The organism is Actinomadura roseirufa (assembly GCF_900659635.1).
GTDB lineage: Bacteria > Actinomycetota > Actinomycetes > Streptosporangiales > Streptosporangiaceae > Spirillospora > Spirillospora roseirufa.
Genome location: NZ_CAACVB010000181.1, coordinates 1 through 16,204 on the forward strand (window position 1 = coordinate 1; position 16,204 = coordinate 16,204).

13 protein-coding genes are annotated in these 16,204 nt (G+C 73.7%); 4 read left to right on the forward strand and 9 right to left on the reverse strand.

Annotated elements, in window-relative coordinates:
* A partial coding sequence (locus E1291_RS29340; protein ID WP_131741321.1) for a PP2C family protein-serine/threonine phosphatase occupies nt 1-1,660 on the reverse strand: 1,660 nt, incomplete at its 3' end.
* A 207-nt stretch (nt 1,661-1,867) separates the two neighbouring features.
* Here E1291_RS29340 and E1291_RS29345 point away from each other — a divergent pair.
* Complete coding sequence (locus E1291_RS29345; RefSeq protein WP_131741322.1) at nt 1,868-2,353, forward strand: STAS domain-containing protein; 486 nt, start codon at nt 1,868-1,870, stop codon at nt 2,351-2,353.
* Here the strand turns inward: E1291_RS29345 and E1291_RS44755 are convergent.
* Entirely contained in the window at nt 2,346-5,165 is a 2,820-nt protein-coding gene (locus E1291_RS44755) for a substrate-binding domain-containing protein (RefSeq protein WP_165495333.1), read from the reverse strand. The genes E1291_RS29345 and E1291_RS44755 overlap by 8 nt on opposite strands.
* Nucleotides 5,166-5,421: 256 nt before the next feature.
* Between E1291_RS44755 and E1291_RS29365 the strand changes: the two genes are divergently transcribed.
* Nucleotides 5,422-5,940 carry a luciferase domain-containing protein gene (locus E1291_RS29365; protein ID WP_131741325.1) on the forward strand — a complete coding sequence of 173 codons (519 nt, stop codon included), beginning with the start codon at nt 5,422-5,424 and terminating at the stop codon, nt 5,938-5,940.
* A gap of 21 nt (nt 5,941-5,961) precedes the next feature.
* Here E1291_RS29365 and E1291_RS29370 read toward each other — a convergent pair whose 3' ends face one another.
* The 6 genes from E1291_RS29370 to E1291_RS29395 all read right to left on the reverse strand — a co-directional run bounded on the left by E1291_RS29370 (nt 5,962) and on the right by E1291_RS29395 (nt 13,042).
* Complete coding sequence (locus tag E1291_RS29370) at nt 5,962-6,375, reverse strand: hypothetical protein (RefSeq protein ID WP_131741326.1); 414 nt, start codon at nt 6,373-6,375, stop codon at nt 5,962-5,964.
* A 133-nt stretch (nt 6,376-6,508) separates the two neighbouring features.
* Complete coding sequence (locus E1291_RS29375; protein WP_131741327.1) at nt 6,509-7,174, reverse strand: DUF6182 family protein; 666 nt, start codon at nt 7,172-7,174, stop codon at nt 6,509-6,511.
* Nucleotides 7,137-7,994 (reverse strand): hypothetical protein, encoded by an 858-nt coding sequence (locus tag E1291_RS29380; RefSeq protein ID WP_131741328.1) that lies wholly within the window; start codon nt 7,992-7,994, stop codon nt 7,137-7,139. The genes E1291_RS29375 and E1291_RS29380 overlap by 38 nt, the downstream gene beginning before the upstream one ends.
* Nucleotides 7,984-10,368: a hydroxymethylglutaryl-coenzyme A reductase family protein gene (locus E1291_RS43400; RefSeq protein ID WP_207401007.1), complete on the reverse strand. Its 2,385-nt coding sequence runs from the start codon at nt 10,366-10,368 to the stop codon at nt 7,984-7,986. Before E1291_RS43400 ends, E1291_RS29380 begins: the two co-directional genes overlap by 11 nt.
* The gene (locus tag E1291_RS29390) at nt 10,365-12,059 is read right to left on the reverse strand and encodes a GH3 family acyl-acid amido synthetase (protein WP_165495334.1); all 1,695 of its coding nucleotides are present in this window, start codon (nt 12,057-12,059) and stop codon (nt 10,365-10,367) included. Before E1291_RS29390 ends, E1291_RS43400 begins: the two co-directional genes overlap by 4 nt.
* 32 nt (nt 12,060-12,091) lie before the next feature.
* Nucleotides 12,092-13,042, reverse strand: coding sequence for a hypothetical protein (locus tag E1291_RS29395; protein ID WP_131741330.1), 951 nt, complete (start codon nt 13,040-13,042; stop codon nt 12,092-12,094).
* Nucleotides 13,043-13,774: 732 nt separating this feature from the next.
* On the opposite strand from E1291_RS29395, the gene E1291_RS29400 reads away from it, so the two are divergent.
* Together E1291_RS29400 and E1291_RS29405 are read left to right on the forward strand one after the other, a co-directional pair.
* Nucleotides 13,775-14,341, forward strand: a complete 567-nt coding sequence (locus E1291_RS29400) for an RBBP9/YdeN family alpha/beta hydrolase (protein WP_131741331.1) — start codon at nt 13,775-13,777, stop codon at nt 14,339-14,341.
* A gap of 82 nt (nt 14,342-14,423) precedes the next feature.
* A complete protein-coding gene (locus E1291_RS29405; RefSeq protein WP_131741332.1) occupies nt 14,424-15,836 on the forward strand; it encodes a pyridoxal phosphate-dependent decarboxylase family protein in 1,413 nt (470 codons plus the stop codon).
* On the opposite strand, the gene E1291_RS29410 is transcribed toward E1291_RS29405, so the two are convergent.
* A partial coding sequence (locus E1291_RS29410) for a helix-turn-helix domain-containing protein (protein ID WP_131741333.1) occupies nt 15,769-16,204 on the reverse strand: 436 nt, incomplete at its 5' end. The two genes, E1291_RS29405 and E1291_RS29410, sit on opposite strands and share 68 nt — an antisense overlap.

Below are 16,204 nucleotides of genomic sequence, written 5' to 3' on the forward strand. Positions count from 1 at the left end.
CGGGACGGCGGCGCCGGGGCGCGCTGATCGCTACCACGGCCATGTCGTCGCGGTGCCCGCCGCCCGCCCACTGCGAGGCGAGCATGTCCACCCGCTCCACCAGCGCCTCCGGGGGCATCCCCCCGCACGCGCGCAGTTCGTCGGCCAGCCGCTCCTCGCCGAACATCTCGTCGCCCAGTGGTCCCCCGACCGCCTCGGTGACGCCATCGGTGTAGAGCAGGCAGATGTCGCCCGGGTCGAGCCGGACGGTCTCGCTGGTGGAGGTGATGTCCTCCAGCACGCCGATCAGCGACCCGCCGGTCACGGCCGTCTCGACCGTGCCGTCCCGGCGCACGATCAGCGGCGGCGCGTGGCCGGCGCCGGTGAGCCGCACCCGCACCCCGTCGCCCTCCCGCCGCACCGAGGCCAGCACCAGCGTGACGAACCGGGTCGCGCCGGTGTGCAGCAGGGTCGCGTTCAGCATCTCCAGGACGCGCTGATGGTCGCCCGCCAGCGGGAGCAGGGCGCGCAGCGTGTGCCGGATCTTGCCGGTCAGCACCGCGGCCTCCAGCCCCTTGCCGCACACGTCGCCCAGCACGACCAGCGACTCCTCGTCCGGCGCGGGCCCGGTGGCCGGGTAGATGTCGTAGAAGTCGCCGCCGACGCGCTCGCCGTCCCCGGCGGGCCGGTAGCGCGCCGCGAGGCCGATCCCGTCCAGTTCCTGCGCGCGCGGCGGGAGCAGCTCGCGCATGAGCGTCTCGGTGATGGACGCCTGTTCGGCGTACAGCCGCGCGGCCGACATCGCGGCGCCCGCCCGCGCGGCGAACAGGCGGGCCACGACCTCCTCGCCGGCGGAGAACGCGTCCTGGCCGCGCCGGCGCACCAGCACCAGGGCGCCCGCCGGGACGCCGTGGCCGGGCAGCGCCGTCACCACGATCGCGCCGGGCTCGCCCAGGGACCGCCGGGCGACCCAGCCGGGCGCCGCCGCGGGGTCGATCCACCGGGACGGCACCGGCGGGAAGCCCCGCAGCGCCTCCGCGAGGCCCGGCAGGTCGGCCGGGTCCACCAGCAGGTCCTCGTGCGCGACCCGGCCGCCGGCGTCGCATGAGACGACCCGGTGGACGCGTCCGGCCCCCGGGGCGATGACCAGCGCGGCCTCGGCCAGATGCCGGACGGCGAGCTGCGCCGTCACCTCCATGCAACGGTCCACGTTCAGCGAGGCCAGCAGCCGGCTCGACGCCTCGGCGAGGAACGCGGTCCGCTCGCGCTCGACCTCCAGCTCGCGGGCCAGCCGCCGGTGCCCGGTGACGTCGAACAGCCACCACAGCACCGGGCCGGAGCCGTCCCGGGGCACCGCGTGGGCCTCGAAGGACCGATCGCCGATCATGCCCTGGGCGTCCGGACCGGCCCCGCCGGAATCCGGCCCGGCCGGACGCGGCCGCGCGGCCAGTTCGCGGTGGGCCTCGGCCAGCCAGCCCGGCGCCGTGTCGGCCAGCGCCGTCCCGGCCGTGGCCGAGAGCAGGAGCCGCGCCGCGTCGTTCAGATGGGCGATGACCCCGGACGCCTCCACCGCGAGCACCGGATAGGGGGCCGGGAGCGGGACGGAGCGGAGGAGCCGGGACGGGTCATGCTCGCTGTGGATCCCCGCACTGTGGGTCTCCAAGTTGTGGGTCACTGCCATCGCTACCGAGTCTGCGGCGGGACTCTCCTTCCTGGAACCGGACCGCCCGAACTTCGTTCGTGTCCCGCCACCCTAACCCGCACGTGGTAGTTGCCGAAAGGCAACTATTTCCGCCGTTCCCCTCATGCTCGTTACGCGCATGCCGGGGGTGAATGATCGGTCCGCTCGCGGGTACCTTCGCCTTCGCGTGGAGGTGAGAGTACGCAGATGGACACGATGCAACAAGACGGGGCGCGTTCTGATCGGACGTGGACGGACCCCGAGGGAAGACTGCGGACACGAAGCGAGGAGCACGGGCTCTTCCAGGTCGTCTACGCGGAAGGGGAGATCGACTGCGTCACGGCCACGGCATTCGGCGAACACGTCGCCGCCCTCCTCGGCCCTCCCTATCGCCTCGTTCTGGATCTGCAGCAGGTGACCTTCTGCGATTCCTCGGGGCTGAGCGCGCTCATCTTCCTCTGGAAGGCCGCGCGGGCGAACCGGGGGCGCCTCGTCGTCTCCCGGCCCTCCGCCCTGTGCCGCCGCATCCTGCGCCGCACCGGGCTCGACGAGCGCATGAACGTCAGCCCCACGCTGCGCCAGGCGTTCGCCCGCGCCGCCGGCATCCCCGCCGAGCGGGCGATCTCGGCCTGGACGGACGACGGCCGGCGGCTCGGCCGCGCCGGGAGCGGCGCGGCCGAGCGGGTCAGTTGACCTGGCACGCGGGGATGGTCTCGGCGTCCGCGGACTGGCACGAGGTGGAGCCCGCCCGCTGGAGGAGCCTCCTGGCCGAGTCGCCGGCGAGGAACGTGAGGAACGCCGACGCCGGGCTGTCGTTGGGGGGCGGCCCGTAGGTGTAGAAGAGCTCCGGAGCGACGAACTGGTATCCGTCCGTCGCGGGTGAGGGCTCGGCCTTCCTGCCGTCCAGCGCGAGCACCCGCAGGTTGGGGTAGCGGCGGGCGTTCGCGGCGACGTGCAGCTCGGCGTACCCGATAGTGCCGGGGATCGTGTTGACCGTGTCGAGGACCTGGGCCTGGCTGCTGCGCTCGCACCGGACGACGCGCAGGGCGGCGCGGATCTCGTCCTTGCGCAGGCAGTCCCTGGAGGACAGCTCCGGCTCGGGCTCGTTGAGGACCCGCTCCTCGAAGATCGTCCGCGTGCCGGAGCCCTCCGTCCTGCTGACCAGCCGGATCGGCACGTCCCCACCGCCCTTGAGCTGCTTCCAGTTGGTGGGGCCGCCGTCCCGGGAGTAGATGGAGCGCATGTCGCGGATGGTCAGGCCGGACACGTTGGTGTCCTTGTTCACGATGACGGCGAACGCGATCGGCGCGACCGGGAAGCCGCGGAACCCGCGCAGCCGGATCTCGTCGGAGTCCGCCTTGAGGTGCCCGTCGTGCATGGCGATCGTCGTCGCGGCGTTGTCCCGCGTGAGCACGCGCAGCCCCTCATTGGAGCCGATGGCGCGCACCTCGACGTCGGCATCCTGGCACCGCGCCTCATAGCCCCGCCGGAGCGCGTCGGCCGTCCGCTCGAAGGCGGTGGAGCCGACGAGTTGGAGCGTTCCGTTAAAGCACAGGGCGCGATCCTCGGTCGAGGCGCTTCCGCTCGCGACGGTGCCCGCGCCGGCGCCAGCCGCGAACATCAGCGCCGCGCCCACGGCCGCCAGCACCCGCCGCCTGCGGGGACTCCAACCCTCGCGCGGGCCCGGCCTCGCCTCCGGGCCGGGAGGCGGAACCTGGCCCGCGCCACGCCCGGCGCCCGCGTCCCTCTCCTGTTCCGCGCCGCGTCGAGTGCCCGCGCCGCCCGTGCCCTCTTTCTCGCCCTGTTTCGCGCCTTGTTTCGCGCCTTGTTCCGCGCTGGGTCCAGTGCCCGCCGCGCCTTCGGTGCCCGTGCCCCGTCTCGCGCCGAGCCCATCGCCTTCGGTGCTCGCGCCCGCCCCCTGGTGAGCGCCGCGTCCTCTGCTCGCCCCCGATTCGCGCCTCGCGCCGCGCCCGGTGTCCGTCTCCGAGCTCAGCCCCGCGCCGCGGCCGCCGCCCGCGCCGTGTCCAGCGTCCGTGCCCGCGTCCGTGCCGCGTCCTGTGTCCGCCTTGAGTGCGGCCCCCGCACCCTGGCCGGTGACCACGCCGGCGCCACGTCCGGCATGACCCGCCCCGGCACCTTGCCCCGCGTCGGTTCCACCCTCAGTTCCCGCACCTGCCGCATGGCCCGCGCCGACGCCACGCTCGTTTCCGGCGCCAGTGCCCTGTGCCGCGCCTGGAGCGCGACTCACGTTCTCGTCATCCGACCCAGTCGTGGAACCTGCGCCGGCGTCGTAGAAGTCTGTGCCTGTGCCCTGACCCGCGTTTGGCGGATAACCCGCGCCTTCGGTGTCGCTTGTCGCAGTGGTGGAGCCCGCATTGGTGTTGGGGGGAAGTGTGCCGGTGCCCTGACCCGCCTCTAGGGCGTGGCCTGTGTCTCCGATGTCGCTCGTCGCCATGGAGCCCGCGCTGGTGGCCGGTTCGGTGTCGGCGCCTGCGCTTCGGCTGCCTGCGGCTTGGCCCGCTTCCGGGGGGAGGCTCGCGCCTGTGCTTGTGCGGGTTGTACCTGCGCCTGCGCGGCCTGCGTCCGGGGTCTGGTCTGTGACCGCGCCCTGGGGCGCGTCCGCGGTCTGGTTCGCGTTCGCGCTCGTGACCGCGTCCTGGCCGGGGGGCCTGCCGGGGGTGCGGGCCGCCGAGGTCCTCTCAGCGGCCTTCAGGCGTTCGCGCAGGCCGTTCGCCTCCGCCTCCGCCGTGGCGAGCCGGAGCCTCAGTTCGGCCGCCTCGGCGCGGGCGAGTGCGAGGTCGTCCGGTGGGGGGACGTGCCGGAGCCGCTCGTACGCCTCGACCCAGCGCGCGACCTCCGCGGCGGGCAGGCCGCAGGCCGTCGCGAAGTACCCGACCCTGGCCAGCTCCCGGTCGCTGGCCGCGCGCCACCGGTCCCGCTGCAGCATCGCGCTGATCGTGGCGTCCGGCAGCGTGCCCCACGACCGCTTCTCGATCTCCGACTGGCGGGGCGAGCCCGCCCAGGTCCGCAGCTCCCGCAGCAGCGAGTACAGCTCGCGGATGTCACCGGCCGCCGACGGGTCGGGCAGCCGCCGCCCGGTGGGGAACGTCGGCTCCGCCCAGGGAGTGAACCTCACCGGGTGCCGTGCCGCGAGCCGCCGCCAGGGCACCTTCGCCTGGTGCGTCTCGACGACCTTCGTCGGCTTGCCGTGCCCGTTCTGCTCGAACGCCGTGCGCAGCCCTGCCCCGCGCTCGTTCCACAGGGCGCCCTCGGTCGCCGTCCAGCGGCGCCGCGCCTCGCCCATGTCGCCGCCGTCGACGCCCGCCGCGGCCAGGCAGGCGCTGACGACCTCCCACGACATCAGCTCGCCGGTGCCCTCCAGCAGGGCCCGCACCGTCGTCTCCAGGAGGCCGGTTCGGTGCGCCAGCGCGTCCGGCCCGATCGCTCCGAGCCGATCGACCAGATCACGGGTGAAGTCCGTTTTCCGGTCGAGATAGGAGTCCACGCCCGCTCCGTCCGTTCCCGCATCAGCGCCCGGCGCCCGCCACGAGGCGACTATCCACGATGCACTTCGGACGGGCACGGCAGAACCGAGTTATCCGGACGTTCGCGCACTGGTGACCATCTAGACGATCTTCGGTCCCCTCCTGGACGCTTCCCGGACTCCTCGGAAATTCCTGGAAGCCACCAGGAAGCGGGGAAAACCACCAGGACGTGCGCAGATCCACACTACGTGCGAGTAGTCCGTAAGGCTGACGCTCATGAGACGAGAACGTCACCCCCGCTCCGTTTCTTACGCCGAACTGGCCCTCGGCCGGTTCAGAGAGTGGCCCCTGACGACCTGTCGTGCCAACTGCCCGCCCGGGCGTGCCCTCTCCCTGCGCGGCAGGCAGATCGTCCACCTGCATCAGGGGAACATGGCCGAGGTGCTCCTCACCGAGGAGGTCATCAACCGTCTCACGGACGCGCTCACATCGTCGGGACGGGTCAGCATCCCCCCGGACACCGGCTGGGTCCAGGTGCACCTGGACACCGAGGGCGACCTCTTCCTGCTGGAGTCCCTGGTGAGCCTGGCGATACAGGCCAACGACCCGAGCAAGGGCCCGCCGCGCCGTGCCGTCACGGCCTGTCCCCATGTGCGCCCGACCGTCCGGGAACGGCGCAGGCCCGTCGACCCGGGGCGTCCCGCAGGCACGTTCTCATCGCGTCCGGCGGGGCGGATGGCGCTGGCGCCGCCCTGGGCGCCGGCCATACGGCCGCGCGTCGGCGGCGGCGCCTGAGAGGGGCGCCGGTGACCCCGTTCAAGGATCCCCGGCCGCCTTGAAGGCCCGGCTCATCCGCACCGAGAGCACCCCGAAGATGACGCCGAGGGGCAACTCCAGGGCGAGCGCCATCGCCACGGCCACGGGGAAGTGCGCGGGCCTGGCCGTCATCACGTCGAACCACGCGTCGACCACCATCAGCGCGGCGAGCACGGCGGCCGTCAGCGCCGCCCGATCGTCGCGGCGGTGGACGAGCCAGGCCGTGCTCGCCATCGCGGCGGCGAGCAGGGCGTCGAACCCGCTCCACAGGACCGTCCACTCGACGTGACGGTCCTCGGACGCGGTGGAGGCCGCCATCCCCACCGTCCACACGGTGACGGCGACCGTGCCGGAGGCGAAGGCGGCGGCGACGAGCCTCCAATGCGCGGAGGGCCGGGCGATGTTCATCGTCATGCGGCCAGCCTCGCCCCCGGGGCCGCGCCAGCGCCTCCTGCGAGAGACCCGGCCCACCGGCCGGAAGCAGGACCCGCTCTCCTCCGGCAGCAGGAGCGCGACCGGGCCGGCATGCCCGGGCGGCTCGGAGAACTCAGGGACGCTCGGGCACTGAGAGAGTCGCGAACGCGCGAAGCCTCTCGGGGGCCTGGGGGTCGGCCGAGACTCTGAGGGCACGGTAGGGCCCGGGGTCCTCGGGGATCCGCGGCACGTGCTCGATGCGCAGGACATCGGACGTCGTCAGCAGACCGTCCAGGACCGCCTCGGCGAGTGTGTGACCGACGTGGACGAGGTAGTCCTGGAGCCGCAGATCCTGGAGCGCCACGCGCAGGTGCGCGGTCGGCGCGTTCGCGGGAGGCGCGCCGGGGAGCGCGACATGGGGGGCGTCCGGCCAGTCGGCGCCGATCGTTCCCCGGACGGGGCGGAGCAGGCGGCGCAGCGTCTTGTACTGCTCCAGTGGGCCCGGCCCGTACCAGGCGATGGACTCGTCCTCAGAGAGATGGTCATAGGGGAAACGCTCGGCCAGGTTGCCCGGGATGCCGGCCAGGAAGATGGTCCGGGTGAAGTTGCCGTACCACAGGTCGCGCGCCTGCTGAGGCATCCGCTCGGCGAACGTCACGACCGAGACCGCGAAGGCCGCGGGACGGGCGTCGCGCAGCACCGCGACCGCCCCGGCGCCGGTGTCCCCGCGCGGCCGGGCGCGGCCGGCGCGCGAGAGCCGGTCACCGAGCGCGGTGCGCAGCGTCCGCTGGTCGAGCATCGCGCCCCCGTTCCGTGATGAGCCGGTCGATGTCCGCCGCGAGCTCGGCGGGGGAGGACCGCCCGGCGTGAAGCCGATGGACGCGCACCGTCTCCAGGGACCTGAGGGCGGCGTCGTAGCCGTCGCGGATCCGCAGCAGGTGGTCGTGCCGCTCGTGCAACTCGGCGGGCCGGGCGCGGGCGTGGATGCGGCGCCGGGCCTCCGCCACGTCGAGGTCGAGGAGCACCACGAGGTCGGGGAGCCGGACGTCGAACTGGGCGGCGAGCGCGCTGGCCCGCTCTCCGGGCGGCAGGTCGAGGAGCCGGAGGAGGTCGGTCGCCATGGTGGTGAGGTCCAGGGCGCGGCCGAGCCGGCGCCCCAGCCGCTCGCACCAGTCGACGGCCGCGGCGACATCGTCCTGGCGCAGGGCGGCGAGATGCCGGCGGAGCCGGGCCGGGCGGTCGGGCCCGGTGGCGCGTTCGACGGCGCTCCGGTAGAGCGGCAGGTAGGCGAGGCCGTCCACGACGGGATGCCGCTCGGACAGCACCGTCCGCGCCCCGAACTCGCCGACGAAGAACCGCTCCGTCACGGCGAAGGTGCACATCTGGAGATAGAGGACGGCGAGCTTGAGCTCCGGGGCACCGAGCCGGTCCGCGTCACGTGACATCGACGTCAGGTGGCGGGACAGGCCGTGCAGGGGGCCGTCGGGGTTCTCGTGGGCGTGCATGCAGGACAGGGCGGCGCGGCCGGGAGCCCGCCTGTTCGCGAGCAGCCGGATGACCGTGGACTTCCCCGATCCGTCGATGCCGACCAGGGCGACGCGGAGCACTTCAGCGGACACCGACGGCCTCCTCCGCGCGGTCCTCCATCTCCAGCAGGCGCAAGGCCGTCGGGACGAGATGCTGGAGGAACGGCAGTTCGCGGTGCGCGTGCGTCATCAGGTACAGCTGCAGCCGGGTGGTGGCGAAGTCCCACAGCGCCAGCCGGTACCCCTCCCGCCAGGTGTCCGGGTCGGGCGCCTCGGCCCCCGCGTCCTGGAGCGCCGCCCGGTGGTGGGCGAGCAGGCCGGCGACCTCCGCCTCGCCCGCGCCGGCGGGCAGGACGAAGGCGAGCAGCTCCGCCAGGTCCCGCTGCGGGACGTGCAGTGTCGCCAGCTCCCAGTCGTAGGCGACCAGGCTCAGGCCGGGCGAGCGCAGGGCGATGTTGCGCGGGTTGAAGTCGTTGTGGACGAGCGTGCGGGGCATGCGTTCCAGCCGCGTCCACCACTCGCCCGCAGAGCCGATGATCCGCAGAAGCCGGCGGAGGTCGTCCGGAGCGATCCAGTGGGGATGCTCGGCGGCGTTGTGCTCGGCCATCGCCGCCCAGAGCTCGGCCATCGCCGCCACGCGCTCCGCCGTCGGGACGCGGCCGAGCCAGCCCGCGCGGGTCAGCTCGTCCTCGCGGCCGAGCCAGGCGGCGTGGACCGGGGCGATGCCGTCGAGGGCGGCGCGCAGATGCTCGTCCCGCCACAGCTCGGGGCGCTCGGCGGAGTCCTTGAGGATCACCTGCGGGCCGAGCCGCTCCATGAGGATGACGTACGCCTCGCGCGCGGGGTCGGCGTGCACGCCGTAGACCTTGGGCAGGACGCGCGCCAGTGCGGGGTCACGGCTCCGGTAGACGGCGAGCTCGCGGGTGTGCACGTCCTTGAAACCGGTCCAGTACCGCCACCGGGCGTAGAGGCCGGCGAGCCGTCCGCCGGACAGGGACGCCAGCTTGGCCGCCTCGATGATCACCTCTTCGTCCAGCGGCTTGACCTTCGCGACCAGGTCCAGCTCCCCGGCGCCGCCGGGGACGGTGTAGCCGACGCGGAGCGGGAACACCCCCGCCAGCTTGCGCTGGTCGCCGCGCGCCGCCAGGTCGGTGAGCAGGCCCGACTGCGCGTCGTCCGCCAGCACCGACACCTCGCCCACCGTCAGCTCCGGGACGCCCTCCGCCTCGGCCAGGAGCGGTTCCAGCAGCGGCGCGGCCAGGTCGGCCCGGGTCAGCCAGTCGACGCGCCGCGAACGGCCGAGACGCTCGTGGGCGTCGGCGAACTGGCCGCCGGCCACCGCCGCGAGCGTGGAGACGTTCAGTGCCAGCGCGAACCCGCAGACGATCTCCGCGAGGCGCCGCATCCCGCCGTCGCCCGCGCAGCCGAGGGCCTCCAGCAGGTCGCGCTGGCGGGGCAGGCCGGTGCCGCCGCCGACGGTCCCGACCACGAGCCCGGGCAGCAGCAGCGCGGCGCGCAGCCCCCCGTCGGCGGGCTCGACGGAGAAGACGGCGCCGCTCGACTCGTAGACGCTGGCGACGTCCTGGCCGGTGGCGACGTAGACGGCCGCGATCACGTTGGCGGCGTCGATGTCGAAGCCGACCATGCCGGCCTGCTGGGCGCCCGCGACCCCGATCCGGTACAGCCGGTCGATCGCCTCCGGGGTGGTCCTCAGCACGCGCCGGACCGTCGCCCGGTCGAGCGCGCACTCGGCCGCCACCCGGGCGCCACGGCCCGCGATCATGTTCAGCCGGGTGAGCTTCTTGTCACCGCTCAGGTTGCCGTCGATCGCGGACCACAGCGGTGCCAGCCCGGGTTCGAGCGTGAGCCGGTCGTCGATCCACTGGCAGGCGCGCCACGTCGCCGCGGTCGTCATGTTCTGCCCGCCGGCGTCCGCGGTCTCGTAGACGAAGCGGAGGTGGACGACCCGCCCGATCTGGACCGGGTCCAGCTCGATCAGCCGGGAGTGACGGGAGACCGCGCGGACCTCGTCGGCCAGCTCGGCGTGCCGGCCCACCGCCCATCGGGCGAAACGCGCCGCCGTGGCGAGGTCGTCGAACTCGAACACGGGCGCCCGCGTCATGCGCTGCCCGAGCACCCTGGTCTCGACCCCGCCCGCACGGGTGACGGCCTTGGCCCCGCGCGCGGCGGAGGCGACCAGCGCGCCCTCGGTGGTCGCCAGCGGCACGGTGATCAGGCCCTGCGCGGCCTCGCCCCGGAAGAGCATCGGCCCGGCCAGCCCGACCGGCACCTCCACCGTGGTCACGTAGTTCTCGATGTTGCCCATGAGGTCGCGCGCGGGGACGCCGGCCTCCTCCAGGGCGGCCAGTGGTGAACCGGCGGCACGGCGCAGCCAGTCGAGCCGTGCCCTCCGCGCCGCCTCCGTGTACTGGCCGCGGTGAGGGATCTCCTCGGCGCTCGCGGTCATCGCGTCCCCCTCCCGGACAGGCTCGCCCACAGAGGTGAGCCGGGCTGAAAGACGCGGTCCTTGACGCGGGGCGGCCGCTCACCCCCCTCGACTCTTCGCCTCCAGTCTTGGAGGAAGTCCTCATTGCGGACGGGGACGACGCCGGGCGCCGCGAGCCTTCCCTTCTCCCGGGCACGCCGGTATCCGGCCGACTCCTCGGCCAGGCGGGCGTCCAGCTCGCGGGTGAACGCCTGGATCTCGGTCCCGGTGACCTCGCCGTGAAAGGCCACCGCCGCCTGGTGGGCCGGAACCCTGCCGTTCGCCGGATCCAGCCGCCAGATCACGTTCCGGACCTCCAGGCCCGTGCCGGCCGCCGCGCCCGACAGCGCCCGCAGCGCCTCGTGCTCCCGCAGCCGCTCCTCCGCCGCCGACAGCGCCCCGTCGCGGCCGGCGTACTCGACGCGCGGCGTCCGCCCGGCGAGCCCGGCGACCCGGACGATGTCCCTGGTCGCACAGCGGTAGAGGCCGCCGATGTGCGACAGGACGACGTGGTAGTCCCGGCCGTCCTCGAGTTCGTGGGCCAGGACCGTCGCGGCGTCACCGCGGATGTCCTCACCGGCCGGGACGAACTCGTAGAAGCAGGACGGCGTCATCAAGGGCGCGGCGGTGCGATGCCGGTCCACGGGCGCCGCCAGCGGGCCTTCGCAGGATCCCAGCGGGGCGGGCAGCACCCGAACGCCCGGGCCGTACTCCTGTGCCACCCAGGGCAGGTAGAGCCGCGCGACGTAGCCGGTCCACGCGATCACCACCTCCAGCCGGGGCCACAGGTCGCACGGGCGCACCGTCCCGAACCGGTGCGCCGCCTGTTCGATCAGCCGGGCCCGGGCGGGGGCCGGCTCCCCGAAGGCGACGTCGCCCAGCGTGCCGTCGTGGATCTCCCGGGCGAGCCGCTGCCACCAGAGTCCGAGCTGGTAGGGCAGCGCGGCGGCGATCGCCGGGTTGACCGCGATGACGGCGCGCACGTCGTGCTCGGCGGCCAGCCGTAACCGCAGGTAGGCGCGCTCCCACGGGTCGCCGTCGGCGAACCTGTCGGGCAGCCGGCTCCACGGGGCCCGGTTGCCGAGACCCGCGGCCGTCTCCTCGCCGATGCGTTCGTAGTCGACCTGGCTGGCGCCGATGTGCGGCTGCCCGCCCTCCGTGCGTCCCATCCGGGAATGCGGGTCCTGCCACAGGTTGAGCACGGAGTCGTCCGCGGCGGTCAGCCCGGGATGGTGCTCGATCGCCGTGGCGAGGCCGCCGAGATAGAACGGCAGAAAGCTCTGCTTGAGGTAGCTCACCGTGACCGGGATCCGCTTCTCCACCCCGGTCGTGCCGCTGCTGGAGAAGTAGACGATCGGATCCTCGGTGGAGAGCACCCCTGTCTCGCCGTTGATGACACGGTCGAGCCAGGGCGCGAACTCCTCGTGCGCCCGGATGGGCACCGCCGCTCGGAAGTCGTCCACGCTTCGGAGCTTGGCGAACCCGTGCGCGCGGCCGAAGGCCGAATCCCGGTTCGCGCCGAGCGCGGCGGCGAGCACGGCCGACTGGACCGCCTCCGGATCGGCCAGCGCCTCGCGCAGCCGGGACCGCTCGTCCCGGGCGCGCCGGCGGAAGGCGTCCGCCCGCCTGGCCGGGCTCGCGGCGACGGCCTGTCTGGCTTGCGATGTCTGCACGTGTACGGCCCTTCTCGGTGCTGCGGGGTGGTTCACAGGAAGACCTCGTCGAGGAGCCCGCGGGACGGCCGGCGGCCGTTTCGCGCGAGGAGTTCGCAGGTCAGGCGGTACGGGTCCACCCAGCCGGACGGGGTCAGATGACGGCGCAGCTCACCGGCGTGACCCGCGCCGTGCCGGCCGTGGCCCGCGCCCGCGAGCAGCGCGGACGCCCGGGCCATCGCGCGGCGGATCAGCCGCGCCTCGACCGGGCCGCCCGCCGTGCGCTTCAGCGTGTTGATGAAGTAGATCCGCATGCCGAGGCGGTAGACCTCCGGGCCGACATGACGCAGGCACAGCGCCGACAGCTCGTCCAAGGCCGTTCCGGCCCAGCCCCCGCTGCGGCTGGAGCCGCTGACGCCCGGTATGGGCACACGCCCGAGCGCCAGCCGCGACGTCCGCGCTCCCAGATGCGCGAGGATCCGCTCCACCAGCACGTAGTCGTGCCCGATCTCCTCGTCGTGGACGAGGAGGACGTGGTCGAACTCCGCGATCCGCGGGATCAGGTCGCGCAGGACCATCAGCAGGTAGTTCGCGTGCCCGTCCGGGGCGACGACCAGGCGCAGGGGCATTCCCCAGCGCGTGCCGTCCAGGTAGACCGGCCCGCCGAACCGGCGATGGTCGAGGCACAGGTCCCGCTCCGCCAGCAGATCGATCACCTCCCCGACCGGGAGGCGATAGGGACGGTCGGCGAACAGGCCGGGGTCGCGGACGTGCAGCGTCGTGAGCTCCCGGCCCCACTCCCGCAGGATCCGCTCGCTGGCGGGGTGGACCCAGCCCCGCTCCGCGCGCTCCGCGTAGGGCCGCAGGGCCGAGAACGGCGGCGCCGGCCCGGCGTGCGCCCGCACGTAGAGCTCGCCCAGTTCGTGTACCCCGTGCCCGGTGTAATCGACGTCACCGAGCGTCCGGTCGAGGTATTCCCAATAACGCAGGGTCTGTCCGGTCAAACAGGCCGATCGGGTGTTCCACAGATACGTCACGTCGCCCAGTGCGCGCGTACTCCGATACAGAGCGTCCACCCACAGAAATCCTTTGGCGTGGGTGGGCAGGATCGGCTTGGTGGGAGTGATGGTGATCGGCGCGATCAGCAGTCGCGCGCCGTTCCCGGTGCCCTCGTTCGAAATGACGGACCAGCTCCCCTCCAGCGTCGGCCCCCCTCCGCCGCGCGCCGGGAGGCCGGCCGCGGCCGGCGTCCGGCACGGTGCGGACGTCGCCGCCGGTGAGAGCCCTCGTCGCCCGCCCCTGCCCCCGCCGGCGGTGCTTCGGCCCGGTGCCCCGTCCGAGCCGTCCCCGCCGCCGCGGCCCCTGCGGGAACCGTCCTCGGCGGGTGCCTGGCAGCGCATGCCCGGCCGCGGCACGGCGGCCGGCGCGCGCGGGTGAATGCGGCGGACGGCCCGCGCGGCTCTTACTGAATTTCTGTCGTATAACTGAGAATTCCGCTCGGCCGGACCGTCCAAGTCAGGCTGCATTCAGCTTGCAGTAAAACCTTCTGGATCTGCCAGAAGGTGACCTGATCAGGCCAAGCCGGGGTGCCGTCGCCGGTGCTCCGGGGAGCCTTACCAGTGATCATCGCGGTGTGTAGCACGGCGGGGTCCTGCTGTGGTTCCGTGATCGGCTTGACAGGCGCGCCCGCTTCCGGACGGCCGGATCACCCGTGCCCACCCGGCACACTGGAGCCCATGACGATCTTGTTCGTGGACGGCTGGCTCGGTCCGGATCCGGGGGACTGGCAGGAACTGTGGATGCGGGACCTGCCCGGGGCGGTGAGGGTGGAACAGGACGACTGGCGGCGCGCCGAACGCGACGCGTGGGTGGCCAGGCTCGACGAGGAGATCGCGCGCTGCGCGGAACCGCCCGTCCTCGTCGGGCACAGCCTCGGCTGCCTGACCGTGGCCCACTGGGCGATGGGACGGAACCGGCGGCCGGTGCGCGCCGCGCTGCTCGTCACGCCGGCCGACCTGGAACGCCACGCCACGCCGGAGATCACGGGCTTCGATCCGATCCCCCGCGCGGCCCTCCCCTTTACGACGGTCGTCGCCGCGAGCCGAAACTGCCATTGGATGACCTTCGAACGCGCGTCGTCGTTCGCCGACTCGTGGGGGGCGCGCCTCGCTGACATGGGGGAGGTCGGGCACCTGACCGTCGGCCAGGGGTACGGGCCCTGGCCCGAGGGCGAACGGCTCCTTCACGAGCTGCTCGACGACGGCCTGCCCGGCGACGTCACGGAGGCGGGCGGCCGCCGGTGACGGGGCGCTGAGCAGATCGTTCAAGACTTCTCCTTCCCGGCGTCGCGACGATTGCGGCCAACGTGCTTCGGAGGAGGAGATCGTGGACATCCCCTTGCGGCTGTCTCCCGCGGACATGCGGCGCCTCGGCCACCTCGCGGTGGACGAGGTGGTCGACCATCTGGCGACGCTTCGGGACCGTCCGGTGGGCGGCCCGCCGGACCGCGCGCGGATGGAGGCGCTCTTCGACGCGCGCCTCCCCGGCGGCCCCGCCGACCCCGTGGAGGTCATGGAGCAGGCCATGGCGCAGCTCCGCGACTTCATCGTCCACACCGACCATCCCCGCTTCCTGGCCTACATCCCCGGCCCGAGCACCTTCGTGGGCGCCGTCGCGGACTTCGTCGCCTCCGGCCTCAACGTGTTCGCCGGGCAGTGGATCGTGGGCGCGGGGCCCGCCGTCATGGAGCGGACCACGATCGACTGGCTGCGCACATTGTGCGGGCTCCCCGAGACGGGCGGCGGGCTGTTCGTGAGCGGTGGCACCATGGCCAACCTGGTGGCGGTCCATGCCGCGCGCAGCCGCCGCGACGGTCTGGTCTACGTCACGTCCCAGACCCACGGCTCGATCCGCAAGGGGCTGCGCTTCCTCGGGTTCGACGAGGGCCGGCTGAGGATCATCGCGACGGACGACCGCCACCGGATGGACGTGGCCGCGCTGCGGAGGCGCGTCGCGCGGGACCGGGAGGAGGGGCTCGTCCCCTCGTGCGTCGTGGCGACGGCCGGCACCACCAACACCGGCGCCGTGGACCCCCTCGGGGCCCTCGCCGACCTGTGCGCCGCCGAGGACGTGTGGTTGCACGTCGACGGCGCCTACGGGGCCGCCGCGGTCCTGTCCGATCGGGCCGGTGACCTTCTGGAAGGGCTCGGACGGGCCGACTCCATCGCGCTCGATCCGCACAAGTGGTGGTACCAGCCCTACGAGGCGGGCTGCGTCCTCGTCCGCGACGAGACCACGCTGACCGACGCGTTCGCCATGAACGCCGAGTACCTGCGCGAGACACGGCACGGGACGGCACCGCTGAACTACTACGACCTCGGGCCCCAGCTCACCCGCGGCTTCCGGGCCCTCAAGCTGTGGATGTCGTTCAAGACCTTCGGGCTCGACGCGTTCCGGCAGGCGGTCGAGCACGGGATCGCGCTCGCCGAGCACGCCCAGGACCTGCTCCTGCGCGGGGACCGCTGGGACGTCGTCACACCGGCCCAGCTGGCGATCATCACCTTCCGTCCCCGCCTGCCCGGCGCCGCGCCCGGCCGCGTCGACGACCTCACGCGCAGGATCGCCACGGGCACGCTGAGGGACGGCTTCGCCCTGGTCATGACCACGGAGATCGGCGGGCGGCCGGTGCTGCGGCTGTGCATCACGCATCCGGAGACCACGGCGCGGGACGTCACGGACACGATCGCCCTGCTGGAGCGGCTCGCGGACGAGGCGGCCGGCGGTAACGGCCGGGCGTGACCCCCACGATCCGGGTGAAGTGCCGGTGCAGATGGCTCTGGTCGGCGAAGCCGGTGAGCTGCGCGATCTCGGGCAGCGGCCGGTCGGACCTGATGAGCGCGCGGGCGGCGTCGATCCGCCGGGACACCAGGTACTCGTGCGGCGGCATGCCCAGGTCGGCGTGGAAGCGGCGGACCAGGGTCGCCCGGCTCACGCCGGCGAGCGAGGCGAGGTCGCCCAGCGACACGGGGGCGGCGTAATGGCGGTCCAGGTAGTCGCGGAGGATCCGCACGACGGGCGAGCCCGGTGCCGGGGCGCCCGCGTCCCGGGCGTGCCCGCGGAACAGCCGGGCGAGCGCGGCCGCGAGCTCCGGCGCCGCGCCGCCCGGC

What these genes read in the sequence shown, in the direction of transcription:
- E1291_RS29345 (WP_131741322.1), top strand. Translation starts at nt 1,868, where the DNA reads ATGGACACGATGCAACAAGACGGGGCGCGTTCTGATCGGACGTGGACG.
- E1291_RS29365 (WP_131741325.1), top strand. Translation starts at nt 5,422, where the DNA reads ATGAGACGAGAACGTCACCCCCGCTCCGTTTCTTACGCCGAACTGGCC.
- E1291_RS29370 (WP_131741326.1), bottom strand. Translation starts at nt 6,375, where the DNA reads ATGACGATGAACATCGCCCGGCCCTCCGCGCATTGGAGGCTCGTCGCC.
- E1291_RS29375 (WP_131741327.1), bottom strand. Translation starts at nt 7,174, where the DNA reads ATGCTCGACCAGCGGACGCTGCGCACCGCGCTCGGTGACCGGCTCTCG.
- E1291_RS43400 (WP_207401007.1), bottom strand. Translation starts at nt 10,368, where the DNA reads ATGACCGCGAGCGCCGAGGAGATCCCTCACCGCGGCCAGTACACGGAG.
- E1291_RS29400 (WP_131741331.1), top strand. Translation starts at nt 13,775, where the DNA reads ATGACGATCTTGTTCGTGGACGGCTGGCTCGGTCCGGATCCGGGGGAC.